The sequence below is a fragment of the Cohnella fermenti genome (genome assembly GCF_004801405.1).
Taxonomy (GTDB): Bacteria; Bacillota; Bacilli; order Paenibacillales; family Paenibacillaceae; genus Cohnella; species Cohnella fermenti.
In genome coordinates, this window is the sequence record NZ_SSOB01000042.1 from 39,089 (window position 1) to 57,099 (window position 18,011).

General features: G+C 56.3%; 11 protein-coding genes. 2 read left to right on the forward strand and 9 right to left on the reverse strand.

Features of this window, described 5'->3' with window-relative positions; genetic code table 11:
* The first annotated feature begins 17 nt into the window (after window positions 1-17).
* Window positions 18-2,084, forward strand: a complete 2,067-nt coding sequence (locus E6C55_RS25760; RefSeq protein WP_168735880.1) for a sensor histidine kinase — start codon at window positions 18-20, stop codon at window positions 2,082-2,084.
* A 69-nt stretch (window positions 2,085-2,153) separates the two neighbouring features.
* On the opposite strand, the gene E6C55_RS25765 is transcribed toward E6C55_RS25760, so the two are convergent.
* The gene (locus E6C55_RS25765; RefSeq protein ID WP_136372709.1) at window positions 2,154-3,611 is read right to left on the reverse strand and encodes an RNA-guided endonuclease InsQ/TnpB family protein; all 1,458 of its coding nucleotides are present in this window, start codon (window positions 3,609-3,611) and stop codon (window positions 2,154-2,156) included.
* Window positions 3,612-3,717: 106 nt separating this feature from the next.
* Window positions 3,718-5,220, reverse strand: coding sequence for an L-fucose/L-arabinose isomerase family protein (locus E6C55_RS34885; RefSeq protein WP_136372710.1), 1,503 nt, complete (start codon window positions 5,218-5,220; stop codon window positions 3,718-3,720).
* A 115-nt stretch (window positions 5,221-5,335) separates the two neighbouring features.
* Between E6C55_RS34885 and E6C55_RS25775 the strand changes: the two genes are divergently transcribed.
* Entirely contained in the window at window positions 5,336-6,205 is an 870-nt protein-coding gene (locus E6C55_RS25775; RefSeq protein WP_136372711.1) for an AraC family transcriptional regulator, read from the forward strand.
* Between the two features lie 13 nt (window positions 6,206-6,218).
* On the opposite strand, the gene E6C55_RS25780 is transcribed toward E6C55_RS25775, so the two are convergent.
* The 7 genes from E6C55_RS25780 to E6C55_RS25810 form a co-directional block, all read right to left on the reverse strand.
* A complete protein-coding gene (locus E6C55_RS25780; RefSeq protein ID WP_136372712.1) occupies window positions 6,219-7,829 on the reverse strand; it encodes a response regulator transcription factor in 1,611 nt (536 codons plus the stop codon).
* Window positions 7,826-9,562, reverse strand: a complete 1,737-nt coding sequence (locus E6C55_RS25785) for a sensor histidine kinase (RefSeq protein WP_168735881.1) — start codon at window positions 9,560-9,562, stop codon at window positions 7,826-7,828. The genes E6C55_RS25780 and E6C55_RS25785 overlap by 4 nt, the downstream gene beginning before the upstream one ends.
* Before the next feature lie 206 nt (window positions 9,563-9,768).
* Entirely contained in the window at window positions 9,769-11,403 is a 1,635-nt protein-coding gene (locus E6C55_RS25790) for a DUF5597 domain-containing protein (protein WP_136372714.1), read from the reverse strand.
* 37 nt (window positions 11,404-11,440) lie between these two features.
* Window positions 11,441-12,271, reverse strand: a complete 831-nt coding sequence (locus tag E6C55_RS25795; RefSeq protein WP_136372715.1) for a carbohydrate ABC transporter permease — start codon at window positions 12,269-12,271, stop codon at window positions 11,441-11,443.
* Window positions 12,268-13,128, reverse strand: coding sequence for a carbohydrate ABC transporter permease (locus E6C55_RS25800; RefSeq protein WP_136372716.1), 861 nt, complete (start codon window positions 13,126-13,128; stop codon window positions 12,268-12,270). Before E6C55_RS25800 ends, E6C55_RS25795 begins: the two co-directional genes overlap by 4 nt.
* 51 nt (window positions 13,129-13,179) lie before the next feature.
* Complete coding sequence (locus tag E6C55_RS25805) at window positions 13,180-14,280, reverse strand: ABC transporter substrate-binding protein (protein WP_136372717.1); 1,101 nt, start codon at window positions 14,278-14,280, stop codon at window positions 13,180-13,182.
* A gap of 324 nt (window positions 14,281-14,604) precedes the next feature.
* Window positions 14,605-17,895, reverse strand: coding sequence for an endo-1,4-beta-xylanase (locus E6C55_RS25810; protein WP_136372718.1), 3,291 nt, complete (start codon window positions 17,893-17,895; stop codon window positions 14,605-14,607).
* Between the last annotated feature and the right edge of the window lie 116 nt (window positions 17,896-18,011).

Genomic DNA, 18,011 nt, shown 5'->3' on the forward strand with positions numbered 1-18,011 from the left:
GAGGGGGATTCGCCGCGATGGCGAGCCATAAAACCATTATTGCAAACAATCGATTTTTTATCTTCGCTATCCTGTTGCTCATCCTCGGCGTCTCCATCGTATGGAAGCTGTTCGCCCCGGCGCCGTATGCGCCGACATCCGCGGATGCCATCGTTCTGCACGAGAACGAAGGCGTCTATCATGTCAACGACCAGATGGACGTTCTTGTGGACAAGAGCGGCAAGTGGACGCTTGCGGACGTTCAATCTCCCGAGGTCAGTGCGCAATTCCAGCCGGCATCCGGGCAGTCCGCCTTCGGCTTGACCGCCGGAACGTATTGGATTCGGACTGTCGTCGTCAATCAATCCCCGCTCGAGCAATGGGTCATTCGCTTGAACAACTCGGTCTTCGAACAATTCGACATGCATATCCTTGACGGACCGGCCGACAATTCCTTGCATTCTCGAATGATTGCGCAAGCCGACGAGCACTTCTACTCCTACTACTTCCAACTGCCGACGCAAGATTCCGCGACCATCTATATGAGAGTCGTCATCAACGGCTCCATGATCCTTCCGATCGAGCTGATGGACAACAACACCTTCCTCGGCAAGCTGAAGAACGAATATATTTTCTTCGGAATCTATTACGGGTTCGTTCTGCTGATGGCCGCGTATATGTTGTCGATGTATATTTTCAACCGTATGTCGGTTTATCTTTATTATTCGCTCTATATCGTCTGCTTCAGCATATCGCAGCTTGTCTGGAATGGGCTCTTGCGGGAATTGCTTGGGGAGGACAGCCGACTATTGGCGTTCTTGCTGCAGCTGTTCGGCAATTACGAGAGCATCGATTATTTCTTCTTTATCTCGTGTCTGTGGTTCGGTCTGTTGTTCCTGGGCAAAATCCTGCAGATCGACGTGTACGCACCGCGCATGATGATCGTATATCGGGTGCTCCGCATCGGGTCTCCTCTTGTTGTCGCCGCTTCCTTGTTCCATCTCCCCGGCTATGAGACGCTGGCGATTCTATACGAATCGCTGTTTGCGATATTGCTCGTGATCAGCACCATATGGTGTATGTACAGAGGGAATCCGGCAGCGCGCTATGTCGTTCTGGCAGCGGTTCCGTTCCTCGGGTTGGCCGCTCCTACCATCTTGAATACGTACAGCCTGATGCAAGAGAGCTTCCTGACCCATTACGGGTTCCAATTCGGTTCGATTGCCGAGTTCCTCATGTTCTCGGTCGCGTTATCCTATCAGATCCGACAGGCTCGCGTGGAGAAGGAAAACGCCGTGCAGGAGATGAAGCTGAGCGAGCAACTGCAACAGTCGCGCAATGAGCTGCTGCAAAATATCTCCCACGATATTCGTACGCCGCTTACGATCGTGCAGGGCAGCATTCAAGCGATGCTTCACGGCATCGTGATCAAGCCGGGCGGGAATGAGGAGATGCTGAGATCCATGTACGGCCAAGTGCTCCAGATCAACACGTTCATCGATGATTTGTTTGAGCTGAGCCAACTGAAGCATGACCACGAGACGTCGGAGCTGCAAGCGGTCCCCTTCGCGGATTGGATTCGGCACGAATTCGATTCGCTCCAATCCGCCGTTCAATTGGCCGAACTTCAGCACGAATGCTCCCTCTCGGTCGATCCGCAAGCTGTCGTCAAGATACACGACCATCAGATCCGGCGCGTACTGGCCAACCTCGTCAACAACGCCTGCAAGTTCTCGCCGCCCGGAAGCACCATTCATTTGTCCGCCAGCTCGAATAAGGGGGAGGTGCTCGTATGCGTGAGGGACGAAGGGAGCGGCATCGCTCCGGAGCATCTCGATTCCGTGTTTAACCGGGCTTACAAGGTGGACCCGGCCGACCCCAAGAGCGGCAACGGTCTGGGGCTGGCCATCGCCAAAGAAATTATCGCACTTCACGGCGGCGCCATCTGGGTCGAGAGCGAGCGGGGCGGCGGCAGCCGGTTTTACTTTAAGCTTCCGGTTGATGCTTCTACGGCGCAGGGTATCCACGCTACTTTACATAAATCGGCCGGATCATCCGCGATGATCCGGAATGCCTCCTCGACGTCGTCGCACTCGAAGCAATGAATACTCCCGCCACTTACCAAAACTTCGCTGCGATTGAAGTGGGGGTTTCTGATAAGATACCCTTGTTCATCACAAGATTGTCTTCATCAGTGGAGTTGACACGTTGACGGACTGATTACCGTCCAACCCCGCTATCCCATCGGTATTTGCCTTTGGGAATACTTTGCGTATGATGTTCGCAGCCGCATTCACATCGGCATGGACCAAGCTGTTGTTCCGACTTAGATACAAGCCTCGGTAAATCCGCCTACCCGAGAAGGTTCTGACGACGCCTTCTTCATACTTGGGTACTGGATCGCCATCCAGAAAACTTGCTTTTGACGTGTATGCTTCTTCCGTGAGGATTACCTTGATACCCAACGCCGCGGCTTTATAGCAAATCATCGACACGAGCATCTGATGCGGGATATGGCAGAACGACTGATTGTTTCGGCGTCCCATGCCGGGGGCCATCTTCCAAGCCTGGTTATAGCCGATGACAATCGTGCCGACCTGCTGCTCTGCAGCAAATCCGACGATATAGCGACTCGCCTTGTGGAAAGTATCCTTGATCCTCCGATGACGCTTCAGGTGCAGTCGCTCCAGTCGCTTGGACGTGTGGGCGCCTTCATGCGGCTGCTTCCCTTTTCGGAGAAACCCGGTATAATGCGCCTTTAGCTTATTGTAATATTGGTTGATCGCTTTGATCGGCTTGCCCTTCACGCATATCGGCTTGTGCCCTGTATTCGTGACAAGGGTTGCAAGCTGATCGACGCCTAAATCAATCGCCAGTACATGCTCTCTCTTGTTACCCGCTACTTCTAACGGATAGACGGAGAGAACCAGTTCCATCACATACTGCCCATATCTCGGAAGGATGCGAACCTGCTTCAACTTCCCGTCCGCGCACCCAAGCTTGCCGATGTTCAGCCTCTGTTTCGTCATGGGAAGTTTGAGGTATTTACGGTTCTTGATCTCACAATCCTGATTGGTGAGTACGACCTCCTTGGCCTTGGCGCGAGTGTAGCCGGGAATTCGCGGCCGTCCGGTGTACTTGTCAGGATGCACGCGATAGTCCTTGATACTGGCGAAGAACGACTTCCAGTTAGCGAATACCCCCTTCATCACCCATTGACTGCATTGGGCGGGCAGCGCCCGATAATCCGTTTGCTCCATTACCTTGAACAGGCAATCCAGAAAGGCATAACCCACATAAGGCGATGCCCGCGACGGCAACTCGAACAGACGGCAACGCGATTCTTTACGCTGGTCGATCGGTTTCAAAAGCTGTTTTTGAAGTCTCTTCTGATGGGCCCCCAGTTGACGTTCGTTCATCAATTCAATGTTCGCCTGCAACGTGTCCATGACATGTTGTTGCAAAGGTTGGAAAGGCGCGTCTTGCCGAAACGCTGTAAACACCTGGCGGATATAAAAATTAGTGGCATTATGCAAGTTCTTGGCTTCTCGGCACAACCGATTCGCGTAGTCATACAGCCGATGGCCAGGTTTAATCCATATTTGATACGTTCGATAGTTTGGTTCTGGCACATAATCACCCCCTCGAAACCAAACATATGTTCTTTATTATTTTATCATATATGTTTGGACAATGGGAGGGATTTCAATCCCGCCCAGCCTTGCGATCCTGGAATTATTATAGCACCACGTGACTCAGGTTCATGAGTTCCCCGACTTTGGCGAACAGCGACGCGTTGTGCCCGATCGACATCGCACAGTGATGGGTCGGCGCTTCCGCGAACCAGCGGGCCATATAGTCGTCCGGGTGCTGCCGGAACCGGACTGGCGTCTGCGTGTTGCCGATGCGCATGATCGGCCCGCTCGTCGATTCCGCCTCGCTGCTGATCAGCTTCAGCTTGCCGTCGCCCGTCTGCGTGACGTTTAACGTCGTGATCGGCCCGGTTCTCACCTTCGCTTCGACAGAGACGCCTGTCCCTTGCTTGCCGTGGTACAGCCCCATGCCCCGCAGCACCGGCTTGCCGTCCGAGATCGCGATATGGAACGGGCCATCGTGTCCGAGCAGAATCGTGCCGTCCTCGTAATCGACCACGACGATCTCGGAGAAGCTGCCTCCCGTCCCGACGATGTCGCAAATCTTCATGGCGAGCGCCGTCTTCATGTCGCCTTCGCCCGAGCAGGGAATGCCTCTGGCCGTCAGCAAGGAATGCCCGACGATAAAGCCGCCTTGCAGCTTCTCGTATTGTCCGCCGGGCGCGCCATGATAGTAATAGCTCAGCGCATCGAGATCATATTCGCGAACGAGCTTCTCCTGCGCCGCCGCGACGCGGCACGACCAATCGAGCTGCTCGTCGCTCGGCCTGCGCGCGATCGGGTCCGACGGCGAATCTCCGCTGATCTCGAACATGTCGTGAATGGTCTCCAGCTTCTCTCTGACGTCCGCCTCCGTTACTTCCTTCAGCATCCGGTCGAGGTCGCACATCTCCAGAACCTCCACATGAATGCCGGCTTGCGCCTGCAGCATCGTGAAGTCGCTGTACATGTCGAGCATGCCGCTGTAGGTGTTGCCAAGGAACCCGAAGCGGCTATGCTTCAACGTGCGCGGCACCGATGCCGCACGAATCCATTCTTCGATCTCGCGCCAAGCCCGGATCGCTTCCGGCCGATGAGCCGTCGTCTCATTCGTCATCGATATTGTCGGCGTGTAATCGAGACCGAGCAATCCGTTCACGACACGGAACTTGATCCCCGCGCGGTTGAAGGCGTTCGAGAATTCCGGCACCGGGCATGCCCCGCAATGGGCGAGCCATTCGCCTGTCGTCGTCCGCTCGTAATTGATTCGGTCGGTCGGCTGCAGGTTCAGGAACACGACCGGCGCCGGGCATAGCTGATGGACCGGCAGCACCATGGAGCTCGTCGCGTAGGTGGCCGCATGGCAGAATACGAGATCGACGTTCTGCGCATTCAGCCATTCGCCCGCCTTGCGTCCTTCCGCTTCCGTGTCGACGAGCCCGTAATCGAACACGTCCGCCCAAGCGGACATGCGCCGCTTCAAGAACGCCGCGTAGTCGAGCAGACGCTCCCTTAGGCCCGGGAATTGCGCCCAATACGCTTGCAGGCCTACAGAATAAAGACCGATGCGCGCTTTGCGCGCCGGCTTGATCGGATGATATAAAGACATCTTGATCACCTCACGGATTCATGGAATAATCATATATGTCCTTATATTAAACGCTTTCACAGAGGAACACATCGAACGATCTTGGTCAATAATCCTACAATCTTGGAGGTAGACGATGCGAGGATATCAGGAGAAGGCTGCTCATGCCTGGACGAACGATTCCGTACGAATTATCGCAACTCCGTCGACGTTCGCCAAGCAGCACCTTTATTATGTGCAGGAAGCGGGGATTTTCCAGACGGAGCCCGGCTACTTCACCGAGCGGGAGAATCTCGACTCGTATTTGATCGTCTACACCGCTGCAGGCCGCGGCAAACTGAAGTATGGGGGCAAAGCGTACGACGCTGCTCCCGGCCAACTGTTCTTCATCGACTGCCGCAGACACCAATACTACGCACCGGACTCGAACGACTCCTGGCACCTCGTCTGGATTCATTTTCACGGGAGCTCCTCGCCCGCTTACTACGAGCGTTACGCCGCGGCCGGAACACCTCTCGCGACGCTGCCGGAGGACAGCCGAATCCCTGCGCTTCTGCTCGATATCGTGGAACTGCACCAACAGAAGACCGTTCAGACGGAGCTGTCCGTCTCCCGTGCCATTGTCGATGTCTTGACCGAGCTGCTGCAGCTCGCGAGCGATCGGGAGTCAACAGAGATCGGGCTGCCGTCCACTGTTGCCGCCGTCATGAACTACTACGATCGCCACTACGCCGAGCGCTTGACGCTGGACGGCGTCGCCGCCCGGTTCGCGATCGACAAGTATCATCTGGCCAAGTCGTTTAAGCGGCATACAGGCTTCTCCCCTAACGACTACTTGATCAACATACGCATTACCCGGGCGAAGGAGCTGCTGCGCTTCACCGACCGGACCGTCGCCGAGATCGCCGTCAGCGTCGGCATCGACAACGTCAGCCACTTCATCAACCTGTTCCGCCAGCGCCAGACAAGCACTCCGCTCGCTTACCGCAAGCTTTGGCGTTCGTAGCTTCCGCCTCGCCTCAGCCCTGCGACACCTTCCTGCGGTATTCGGTGGGCGACATGCCGGTCTTCTCTTTGAAAAGTCTGCAGAAGTAAGCGTCGCTGAGGAAGCCGCACTGTCTGGCGATCTGACTGACCTTGAGGTTGCCGACGGCCGCGAGCCGCTTGGCGTGGTGGAGTCTCACCTCGTTCAAGTAGTCCACGAAGTGCCGCCCGGTCTCCTGCTTAAACAGGTTGCTCAGATAGTTCTCGCTGATGTCCAGCGCCCGGGACACCTCGCGCAGTCCGATCGGATCGGGATAATGGCTGCCGATGAATTCGACCGCCTGTCTCACGCGCGGATTGCCGGTCTGCGGAACCAGCTTGTCCAAGGCCAACGCCCGCTTCAAGCATCCGGAGAGGTACGCGGCCAACACCTCCTTGGACTCGCTTAAGGCAAGCAAGTCCGCGGGGATTCGCCCATAACGCGTGATGCTCTCCAGCTTGATCTGTCTGCGTTCGGTCCATTGCTTCAAGCTGCGGTTCAGCAGCTCGCACACCTCTTCCAGGCCGGGAACCGTCAATCTCGCCGCGTAGACGATCTCGGCAAGCCTGCGGCTCCAAGCTTCGGCAGCCTCTTCCTCGTCTTGGTCCAGCACCGCTTCCAGCTTGTTCAATTGTTCGAGAAGCTCGTTCGGCAGCCCCTGATCCGCCAGGCCGGTATGCAACGTAAGAGCCTGCCTGGCGTACAGAAGCCCCTGTCCGGCTGCGGCATGGGCCTGATTATAGCTCTCCGGCAAGGAAGCGATTCCTTCGCCAAGGCCGCTAACCCCCACGCAAAGCTCCATTCCGCTCCCGAACAACGCCCGGATCTCCGCGGACACCGCTTCTTGCATGCGGCTCTGGCTGAACACGCCTTTTAAATTAAAAAGACACACGCCCGTCGAATCGTCCATGAGGAAGGACAGCCGCTGCGACGATGCAGGCCGATCCCCCATGTCCAGCACGGCTTGACGGAACAGCAGCGCTTCGGCGGCGTCCGCCTGCCATTCGGCCCGCCCTGCGGATTCCACGTCGACGATCGCCCGGGCCCGTCTCGCGACGATCACGGCCAGCATATATCGTTCGAATGGAAAATAAACCGTCAGCCGGCGCAAATGCCGTTCGATCTCCTGTCGATCCCTCATGCGCCCGATCACAATCCGATTCATCAGCGCATCCAGAATCAGTTGTCTCGCTTCCGCGTGATCGAACAGCTCCTCCGAGGCATCGGTCATCTTCGCCTTCAATTCTTCGAGCACACGAAGCAGCGAATCCATCGAATGGCCCAGCTCATGCTTAAGCAGATAGTCGTCGGCCCCGAGCTTCATCGCTTCCTTCACAAAGTCAAAGTCATCGAAGGAGCTGAGCACAATAATCCGCACCCTGGGATACTCGCGCTTGAGCGTCCGGATCAACTCAATGCCATTCATGGTCGGCATGCTGATATCCGTGAACACGATATCCGGCGCAGCTTCCGTCATCCGCTGAAGCGCATCCTTGCCGTGCATGCACTCGCCGCACACGACAAACCCCAAGCTCTCCCAATCCAGCATGGAGCGGAAGCTTCTGCGGTAGAAGACGTCATCCTCCACGATCATCACTCGAATCATCGGGTCGTGTCCTCCTGCATAATGGGCATGCGGATCTCCACCGTCGTCCCTTGCCCGACAGCACTTGCGAAGGTCAGTCCGTACTCCTCGCCAAACTGGTACTTGATTCGCTCATCCACATTTTTGACGCCGATGCTGTTTAAGCCCTTGGGCTGCTTGCTCATCCTCGACTTGATCCTCGCCACCGTATCCGCATCCATGCCGCTCCCGTTGTCGCGCACCCATATTCTCAACTGGCCGCCATCGATTCTCGAGCCGATCCGGATGACGCCGCCCGGTCTCTCCAACTCAAAGGCGTGATAAAGCGCATTCTCAACCAATGGCTGCAGCACGAATCCGACCACATACAACGCTTCCGTCTCTGCCGCAATGTCATATTCGACGCGGAAATGGTCCTGATACCGGATTTTCTGCAGATCGATGTAAAGGTCGACAAACGACAGCTCCTCATAAAATTTCCATAATTCCGTCTTCTTATTGAGTGCCGCCTTGAGAATCTCGATCAGACAGGTCGTCATCCTGACGATATCCGGTTGCTCGTTAAGCTGTGCCAGCGACTTGATCGAGCCCAACGTGTTGTACAGGAAGTGAGGGTTCACCTGAGTCTGCAGCACCTCGAATTCCTTGGCCTGTCTCATGATGCGCTCGTCGGCGACTTCCCGAATCAGGTTGCGGATCTTGCCGACCATGTCATTGAACTGAAGCCCCAGCCTTCCGAGCTCGTCATAGCTGACCGGACGCACACGCGTCTCGAAGTCCCCCTTCTCCACCTTCTTCATATTCTCCTGGAGAAGCCGAATGTTGCGGGTGAAGAGGCCCGACAGAATCCAGGCGAGCAAACTCGCGAGCAGGAGGCTCCCCAGTCCTGCCGACATGGTGCTGTAGGTAATGACGTTCATCTTGCGCAGAATCGTGTCCATCGGCACGAAGGAGAGCACCTTCCACTTCGAATACTCGGCATTCGCCTGCACCATCAAGTAGCTGTTGCCTTCATAACGAAACGTCCGGCTGTTCAAGTCGTTCCCCAACTCCTGCTGCTGCAGCACGTGGTCCACCAACGACGCCATCAGCGGATCTTCCGCCGATACGAGCGTGTCGTTCTCCTGGTTCAGCACCACAATATTGGCCGGGTCCAGCAGCGACGACTCGCTCGGAAGCGAGATCCGGAAGTGCTCCGGCTTCATCTCGTACACCACGGAGCCCAGCAGCGACAGATTGTCGGTATCGATGATCTGCATGACGAGCTGAATGCTGCCGTCGTTCGCCCGATTCCACGATACGACGTTCGCTTGGCTGCGCTCCACCTCCGCCAGCCGATCCAGCTTGCTCTTCTCCTGCTGCCCGAGGGCGTCGATGCCGACCTTCGGATTGCCCTTCTGCCAGGAGAACGCGGTCCCGTCGGCCATTAAGATATAAATCCGCACAATATCCGGATTGGAGATCGTCATGCCGCTGATGATGGTGCCCAGCGTGGACGCATTCTGATAGCCTTCGATCTGGTTGCGGTGCGACTGATAGCTTCTTGCGATCTGCTGGAACTTGTAATCGGACACCATGTCGTACGCCAGCTTCTCGAACTCGGCCGAACGATAATCGACGTTCAGCAATACCTGGTAGACCAATTGGCCGGATATGTTGAGCGTCTCGCTTCGGAGATGCCGGTAGGATACGGATAAAGAAACACCGCCGATTACCATGCTCGTAAGCACGATAATCGGCAGGAAGGCAAACATGAACTTTTGCTTTATAGTAAGCTTAAGAGCCCAGCTCTTTATCGTTCTCCAACGGAATGTTCTCAAACCCATCACCCGAGTTGTTCGATTCATGTTCGCTTCTTTATTGTATCACACGCCCGTTCCCATCCACTACCGCATGACTACCGCATGACTACTGCATGACTAGTGCATGACTAGTGCATGACTAGTGCATGATTACTTGACTACTGCATGACTAATCTGGCTCTCACGACGCCCGCGTCCGGCTCCGCCCAGATTCCGAAGTCCACTTCGTCTCCGTTCCGCTTCCTGATCGCGACGAAGTCGCCGTCCATCGTAAAGCGGCCTTCCTCCACCGAGACGTACCCGATCTGGCGCACAAGATTGAAGTCGCTCGAGAGCAGAGCGAAGGGTTCCCCTTGCACACGCGACTTCGGAACGAACCAGACCCGGAAGCCGTCCCCGGCGACATGGAACTCGTCCGGTCCCGTCTGGACGATCAGGCCCCGGCCTCTCCGGTTGTCCTTCTGCTGCAGGACCTGGTAGTCCTTGTGATTGTAATCGTGCCAGTTCCAGTCCTTATTATCGAATCCTAGAGCAGCAAGACTCCGGGTGAAGCGGACCATCGCCACCCAGCCGTCAAATTCCATATACTGATACAGCGCGAACTCTTCCTGGTTCACGACTTGGATGTCAAGCTCGCGCCACGTCAGCAGCCCGCCCGCCGCCGCGGACAAGATTCTCATGCTGCCGATCGCCGGCTCGCAGCCGGGCGCCGGCGTGCCGTCTTCTTCGATCATGCTCTCCACGCCGAAGATGCAGTGTCCGATCGAACGATACCGCCCGACCGCTTCGAACAGGTACCGCGCATTCCACTCCTGCGGACCGGATTCCGGCACGAACAGCGGGTTGTCCGGCCGGCTGTACGTCTCGCAGACGCCCAGGTAATCGTAAGTCGTCTGCTGGTAAATATCCGGGGCGAGCAGGTCCAGGCTCGGTCCGGCCCACTTCCAGAGGTCCATCACGCGGCCGGTCGGGCCGCCGGAAGGATAGTCGATGCCCGGCATCCGCAGCCGATGCACGTCCACCCACGCGTTCGCGTACATCAGAATGTCGAGCTGTTCCTTGCCCGCCTCCGCAACCCGATTGATGTAGCTTGCGATGCTGTAGGCGGTAAAGAACTCTTCCGCGCGCGGGCCGAACGACGACTTCCAGCCTTCTGCGCTCTTCCCGTGCTCCTGCCACAGCTTGCTCACCGGGCTGTCCGGATGGCTCTCCATGCTCCGCACCAGCAGCTCCGGCAAGGGGGCATGGAAGGCCGCCTCCGCGGCAGGCGAATAATCTCTTGCCGGTCCGTTCATAATGCCCGGTTCATTCTCCACCTGAACCGCGATCAGCGTGTCCTGGTTCGGGTCCAGCTCCTTCAGGAACGCGCACAGCGCGGCGAATGCCTTCGCGTCCGCCTTGCACGTCTCCCCGCAGTGCGAAGACAGCACCGAGACGCGATGCCCTTCCGGGCTCTGAACCTTGGGGAACCGGTCCGGGTTCGTCTTCACCCATTCCGGCGCATACTTCTCCGTGCCGTTCTTCCAGGTGCCGAACCACAGGAAGATCAAGTATAGCCCCTCTTCCTTCACCCGCTGCCAGATGTCGCGCACGGAGGAGAAGTCGAACTCTCCCTCGCGCGGCTCCACGGTCTCCCATGCGATCGGAATCTCGATGGTGTTGCCGTCCATCCGCTTCAACGCGAGGAATGCGCGGTCAAGATCCTTCGCGGCATAACCGCTGGAATTGTGAACCTGCGCCCCAACGGGGAACACAGGCTTGCCGTTGCTCGTAAAGCATCGTTTGCTCATCATCAAGAACCTCCCGAACCTTCTGAATCCTCCTGCAGCCTTATCCTTTGACCGCGCCTGCCGTCACGCCTTGAATCAATAACCGTTGGGTGAATGCAAAAAACAGAATGACGGGAATCATGGACAGGCATGCGGACGCGAACCCCAAATTCAAATTGACGCTGAACTGTCCGAAGAAGTGGTATTGCTGAATCGGCAGCGTCCGCATCGCTTCCTTCTGCAGGACGATGAAGGACATGCTGAATTCGTTCCACATCCAGAGAAAGTGCAGGATTCCTACCGTCGATACGATGGGCTTCAGCAGCGGGAACACAACCCGCCAGAACGTCCCCCACACGCTGCAGCCGTCGATCCAGGCCGCTTCCTCCAGGTCCATCGGCACATTCCTGACAAATCCGGTCGTCAGAAACGTCGCATACGGAATGCTGGAGCCGATCAGCAGAAGAATGATGCCCTCGTAGGAATTGAGCAGCGACAGCTCCTTAAACATCCGATACACCGGAATCATGATGACCTGGAACGGGATCATGATGCCGAAGAACAGCAACTGATTGGCCGCCCGGTAGAAGCGATTGGCGCGATTCCGGCACAGCACGTATCCGCACATGGCGCTCATCAGCACGATGCACACGGTGGACACGCCCGTGACCAACAGGCTGTTCGCGAACGAACGGGCGAAGCGGGTGCGTTCGATCGCTTCCCGGAAGTTGTCCAAGGTCAGGCTCTTCGGCAGCCCGATGACGGACAGGGCGGTCTCTTGCGGCGTCTTCAGCGCCATGACGATGCAGATATATAATGGCGAGACGAACACGATCCCGCAGACGATCATGAGGATCGCGACTAGGGCGTTGCTGCGCTTGGCCTTGATCATACGTCCACCTCGCGACCGCGCAAAATTCGCGTAAGAAGTCCTCCGCCGACAGCCAGCAGCACCACGAACACCAGCGCAACGGCCTGACCATATCCGGCCTGGTAGTACGAATAAAGATTTTTATAAATATTGATCGAGATCATCTCGCTGGAATGGCCGGGGCCCCCGCCGGTCGCCGCCATCGTTGTCGCGAATTCCTTCAGACCGGATACCAGCGTCATCGTCACGCACACCGTAAAGGCCGGCATGAGCATCGGGACGGTGATCTTGCGGAACTTCTGCCAGGCGCCCGCGCCGTCCACGATCGCCGCCTCGTACAGATCTCTCGGTATGCTCGTCAGACCGGCCAGGTAGATAACAATGTTAATGCCGACGCTGTTCCACAAAGCGATGATGACGATCCCCGGAATGACCGTATCCATATTGCCCAGCATGCTCTTGACGCCCCACAGTTCGCTGAAGACGTCCCGGAACAGGAAGTTCCAGATAAACGCGGCGAGCACGGTGCTCAGGCAGGTGGGGAAGAAGAAGGCGGACCGCGTAATTCCTCTGCCCTTGAAGGCATTGTTTAATCCGAGCGCAATGGCAAGAGACAAGACATTGTTCGCAACCGTGATCAATATGGCAAAATACAGACTGTTGTTCAAAGCCGCACGGAACTCCGACGATCCGGCGATCAGCCTGAAGTTGCGGAAGCCCACGTAATCCATCGTCTGGGAGATGCCGTCCCAGTTCGTTAAAGCGACGCGGAGGCCGATGAAGAAGGGCACCACCACCGCGATTGCAAAAATCAGAAAACCGGGGAGAAACAACGTCAGGTTGCCGAGTGTCGTATTGCGATGCGCTTTTGCTTTCATTTCGATCTCTCCCGAGAAAAGGGGACGTCTCCGTCCCCTTCGCAAGCTTATTTACTTAGCCTGTTTGGCGGCGATTTCGTCAAACTTCTTATCGAGCAGCTTGGCGGCTTCCAGCGGGTCCGTGATCTCGTCCATCAAGAACTGCGTGAACACGTCCACTTCCGCATTCAGGAATTCCTGACTGAAGTCCACCTTCATCGAGGACACATCGAACGCTTGCCCTTCGTTCATGTACCGGTTGATATCGGCAAGCGCAGGATCGGAAGGCTCCGGCAGGTCCTTGACCGAAGACAAGCGTCCGGCAGCCAGCCAGATCTCTCCGCTCTCCTTGCTGGTGAGGTAGTCGAGGAACTGCATGACCTCGTCCTTGACCGGCGAGTCCTCGTAGACCACAAATCCTCCGCTCAGCCAGGACGTGATGACGGTCTCGTCGGGGTTGTCGGTCACCGGCACGGCGAAGGCTCCGATCCGCGCGTCCGGATTCTTCTCCTTGATCGCGCCGACCGCCCAGTTGCCGTTGATGGTCATGGCGGCTTTGCCCGTCGCAACCAGCTCCGTCGCCTTGTTCCAGTCCGTGCCGAATTGATCGTTGTTGCCGAAGTCATGGCGTTTGCGGAACTTCACGAGGTTGTCCATGAACACCTGGTCGTCCGCGAACTTCTTCTCGCGCGATTCCAGGAAGTAGTTGATGCCGTCGGTGGCGGTGTTGCCTTGCGTTCCGTCAATCAGGTTGCCCCAGAAGTTCGCGTTGCTCAGATCGGCAATGTAGTTATTCTTGGTGAACATCGGCAGATCCGACGGCGTCAGGTCGAACAGGTCCGGCGCGTCGCCGCTCGATATCTTGGTCTTCAGCAGCGTTTGATAATCGTCGTACCCGACCGCCTGCACATCCACCTTGATGCCGGTCTCTTCCGTAAACTTGGTCGTAATCTGATCGATCCAGTCGCGTGCGGACTCTTCGCCGAAGTGGTGCATCCACTTGATGGTCGCACCCTTCTTGCCGGCGCTCGTCGATGCGGACGCCTCTGCGCCTGTCCCGGCGTTGCCCGAGCTTCCGGACGAAGCATTGTTGTTGTTGCCGCAAGCCGCGAACGTTCCCATCATCAGTGCAGAGGCGAGCAGAACACTTACTCTTTTGGCATACGTTTTCATGGTGCCTTGACTCCTCCTTGTATGTTGTCCCCCAACGTTTCGTTGCAAAGCGAGTATACCATGCGCGAAGGCGGCGGCTATTTTCCCAATCTACAGATTCATTGATCTTTTTACAGATAACGCTCCGCAACCGTCAGAGTCGGAATAAAAAAACCGCCCCGGCAAAATGCCGCGAACGGTTCCTTCACAACGAGTGGAGTAATATGGGGATCTGTCTCGGTTTTCCCGAAGCGCCGTTCCAGAATCCTGTATAGAAAGCGCACAGAGGAGAGAGGCAAGCAGTTGCCTCTCTCCTCTTGCGTAAAGCTGCTCACGGGCAGCTCGTCAGGACATTACCAATCGGGCCAGCGCAGCAACATCGAGAATATCGATTCGGTTGTCGCCGTTCAAGTCGAAGCCTGCCACTTGATCCCATCCTGCATCTGTTGAAGTAGCGCCATATGCCTTGACCATCATCGCCAAGTCGCCGATGCTGATCTGTCCGTCGCCGTTGTAATCGTTCGGAATCTTCACGATCACGGAAGACTGGAAGGCCATTAAAGCGTCGTTCAGGTGCGTGACAGCCGCATCGATCTGAGCCTGGGCAGCCTCCGAGTTAGTTGCTACGACCGCCGCTGCATCGATGGCAGTCTGCAGCGTTGCCTTGGAGCCTGCCGGATATTGTCCGGGCAGTCCGCCCTCTGCTGCTTGATCATGCGCGCTTTGCGCCTCGGCAATGAGCGCTTCCAGCGCCTCCTTATCGATGACATCGATTTGCACGGTATGCACCGTGCCGGCTTGGACCGTTTCCTTGCCTGCGCCATCCGCCGTCACCAATCGGGTGACCTCAATGTTGGTCAGGCCGGCAGGTGCATGTTCTTTAGCCCGGAACGACAATTTGATCAGACCCGCATTCGGATTGTTTGGTCCCTCGCCAAGATGAATGCCCACAATACGGAGTGTACCGACAGGTTCTGCCTTGTAATCGACGACAAGGAATTGCGATTCGTCTGTCGATACCGGCGGTGCGACCAGTTCCAGCTTATCGGCATCGTACGTAATCGTCACATCTTGAGCCAGCACGTCGCCCTGCACATGGCTCAAGCCGTAGACGAGGTCGAAGGAGCCTCCGGCCGGTGCATGATCTGTGCCGGTTAACGTTGCAGGCGCTTCGGGAGCTTCAGGTTGGGTGACAGTATAGGTTCCAAGATCGCCAAGATCAATTGCATAGCCGTCCTGGAGCTTCTCGTATTCTCCTTCAAAGAAATCATCCAGGTAGGAATGTCCGAGAATGAATCTGTTCGGATTTATGGCGCCATAGTAGCCGGCATTGGCATTGCTCTGACTGTCAAACAGCACATAGCTTCCCTGCCATCCCGAACCGGATACGCCCCAACTGATGATGTGATCGATGTACGGGGCGAACTTCGTGAACAGTTTATACATCAGTGCGTACTCATAACCAAGGGCATCAGACTGTCTGACATTGAGTACTGCGGGAGCGATCGCACCGCCGCCAGGGGCGCTGGTCGGCATCTTAAGGTCAAATTCCGAGAAGGAAATACCGGTGAGCAGGCCCTCGTCAACGAGAGAGGCATAGAGGGCCATGGCATATTGGTTATCGCTTGCAAGGGTCTCTTTGACCGAATCGTGTCCCTGAATACCGATGTCTTCAATAAGAGGCCTTCCGTCATACAGCGGATCGGTGAGCCATGCGGTGTTCAGTTCGCGAACCATGTTGTATAAAGTCCTCGCCTTGGTCCGGGTGGAAATGTCGTAATCGTTATAGGTCAGTTTCGGAGGACTGTCCGTAATATAGGCGTCAATGCTGCCTTCGGCGTCGTGTCCGTCGAGCTTCATGTACTCGGGAAGGTCGGCATAATTGGCTTTGTAAGCCGCTGCCATCTGGGCGTTGGGAGCCGCGATGTGCGCGTATTTGAAGAGCAGGTAGATGTAATGATCTCTGATGTCGCCGTCAATTTCATCATCCGACATGGCGACAAGCCAGTTGGTGTTTTTGAGGCTCGTTTTCCAACTGTTCGCATCATTCGGGATAATTTCGCTGTGACGGCTTTCGTGGATCTCTTCGTTAAGTACATCCCATGAATTGAAGGGGATGATTCCGCGGGATGCGCTTGAGCCATACTTCGCATCCGTGGTCAGGAAGTGCCGCATCACATACATGGTGTGGTTAAACTGTACTCGTCTGGCCATATCTTGCTCTACCGGTACCGTAGTAGTAACGCCGTTGCCCAATCCGTAGAATTTGGCTGTGCCGGTATATCCGGAGGGCAGGTTCGCGGGAATAATCTGTCTCATCCATGCAGGAGCCTGGTTGTACCATGCCAGAACATGGCCGTGAGCCTTGTACTGTCCGGAAGTTCCGGAATCCCGGATCGCTTGATAAGAGCTGGTCGGGAAACTGTATTCAGTTGCGCCGGGGGTGGTGGTTGCGCCGCTCAAGGGATCACCGGCAACGCTTCTCAACCAGTCCGGGCCGCGGGGATGCGTTGGCTCGGCCTTGAGATTGTTGCCGTCGACAAAGATTTCATAATGCCGGGCTCTGGCTCCGGTTACTGCTCCGGTTCCGATCGTGCCGACCATGAACAGGTCGTTATCCCTGTTGTAAATACTCTTCAGAGGCGCTGCGGCGCTCTGGTTTTCCGTGTTGACTACATTGGGAAGCGCAATGCCGTTTGGATCGGGTGCGGTTATTCTGATGTTGGCGACCAGCAGCATGCCGGCTTCTGCGGGACGGCCGGTCTCGCCATGGAGCTCAAGAATGAAGTTCGATGAATTGCCTGTTGAGGCAGTAATGCTGTGGTGAGCCTTCAACCAGGAGTCGCCGTTGTAGCTGCCCACCCAGTCGGGGTTCAGGTTGTTGTACTCGTAATCCCGGAGGTAGCTGTCGAGGTCAGTGTTCGTATTACGGATTCTCCACCTCATGAATTTGCCCTGCGCGCTCTTGGGGTAGTACACATCGAACTCGATCGTTGCGCCTGCGGGGACATTTACGGCCGGAGACAACGGAGATTCAAGGCTTATACCGCCGAACGTGCTTGTTCCGTTATGGATATAATTGATCTGGAGCACATCGGCTTTGCCTTCGGAATCTGCAAAAGGATACGGAACCATCTGGTAGGTGCTGCCCGCAAAGTCGGCGGGGATACGGTTGTCAAGCGGGGTTCTTGAGGTCCAGACATTGGTGGGCGCGGTAATTTGTACAGGTACTTTACCGGGACCCGGATCAAGACGAAAATAAGGATCCGAACCGTCCGATTTGATCTTGCCGGTAAAACTCGCCATTGCGTCTTCAAGGCCGGCGATGGCTTCGATCACGGGAGTGGACGCATTGCGCGCAAGCTCAATCGCTTCATCAAGAGCTTCGAGCTCGTCGGCATACACCCAGGGGAGAGCATTGTTCACATCGGCTCCGTCGTCGGTGCGGCTGATCTGGAGCGGGAATTCCTCGTTGCCGGTTTTTAGAGCCTCGGCTTTTGCAATGAGCTCGCTTAGTTCAACTGTCTGTTCGCCTTCGGCCGCAGCGGCCGGAACGGGGTCAAACGTGAATATGGAGAGCAGCATGATGATTGCAAGCATGAGGGACACGTTGATGAAGAGTTTTTCGCGTTTCATCTTAGTTTTACTCCTTTTCTTAAGGCGACCTCAGAGTCGCCTCTTTTATAGATTTGGGAACCCGCGGTGGATTAGAGGCTCGCTCCCATTAGCACAGCGCTCTGCCAAGCGCATCC

Bases quoted from the DNA above. Each gene is read 5' to 3' on its own strand.
- E6C55_RS25760 (WP_168735880.1), top strand. From the start codon at position 18: ATGGCGAGCCATAAAACCATTATTGCAAACAATCGATTTTTTATCTTC.
- E6C55_RS34885 (WP_136372710.1), bottom strand. From the start codon at position 5,220: ATGTCTTTATATCATCCGATCAAGCCGGCGCGCAAAGCGCGCATCGGT.
- E6C55_RS25775 (WP_136372711.1), top strand. From the start codon at position 5,336: ATGCGAGGATATCAGGAGAAGGCTGCTCATGCCTGGACGAACGATTCC.
- E6C55_RS25780 (WP_136372712.1), bottom strand. From the start codon at position 7,829: ATGATTCGAGTGATGATCGTGGAGGATGACGTCTTCTACCGCAGAAGC.
- E6C55_RS25785 (WP_168735881.1), bottom strand. From the start codon at position 9,562: ATGTTTGCCTTCCTGCCGATTATCGTGCTTACGAGCATGGTAATCGGC.
- E6C55_RS25790 (WP_136372714.1), bottom strand. From the start codon at position 11,403: ATGATGAGCAAACGATGCTTTACGAGCAACGGCAAGCCTGTGTTCCCC.
- E6C55_RS25795 (WP_136372715.1), bottom strand. From the start codon at position 12,271: ATGATCAAGGCCAAGCGCAGCAACGCCCTAGTCGCGATCCTCATGATC.
- E6C55_RS25800 (WP_136372716.1), bottom strand. From the start codon at position 13,128: ATGAAAGCAAAAGCGCATCGCAATACGACACTCGGCAACCTGACGTTG.
- E6C55_RS25805 (WP_136372717.1), bottom strand. From the start codon at position 14,280: ATGAAAACGTATGCCAAAAGAGTAAGTGTTCTGCTCGCCTCTGCACTG.
- E6C55_RS25810 (WP_136372718.1), bottom strand. From the start codon at position 17,895: ATGAAACGCGAAAAACTCTTCATCAACGTGTCCCTCATGCTTGCAATC.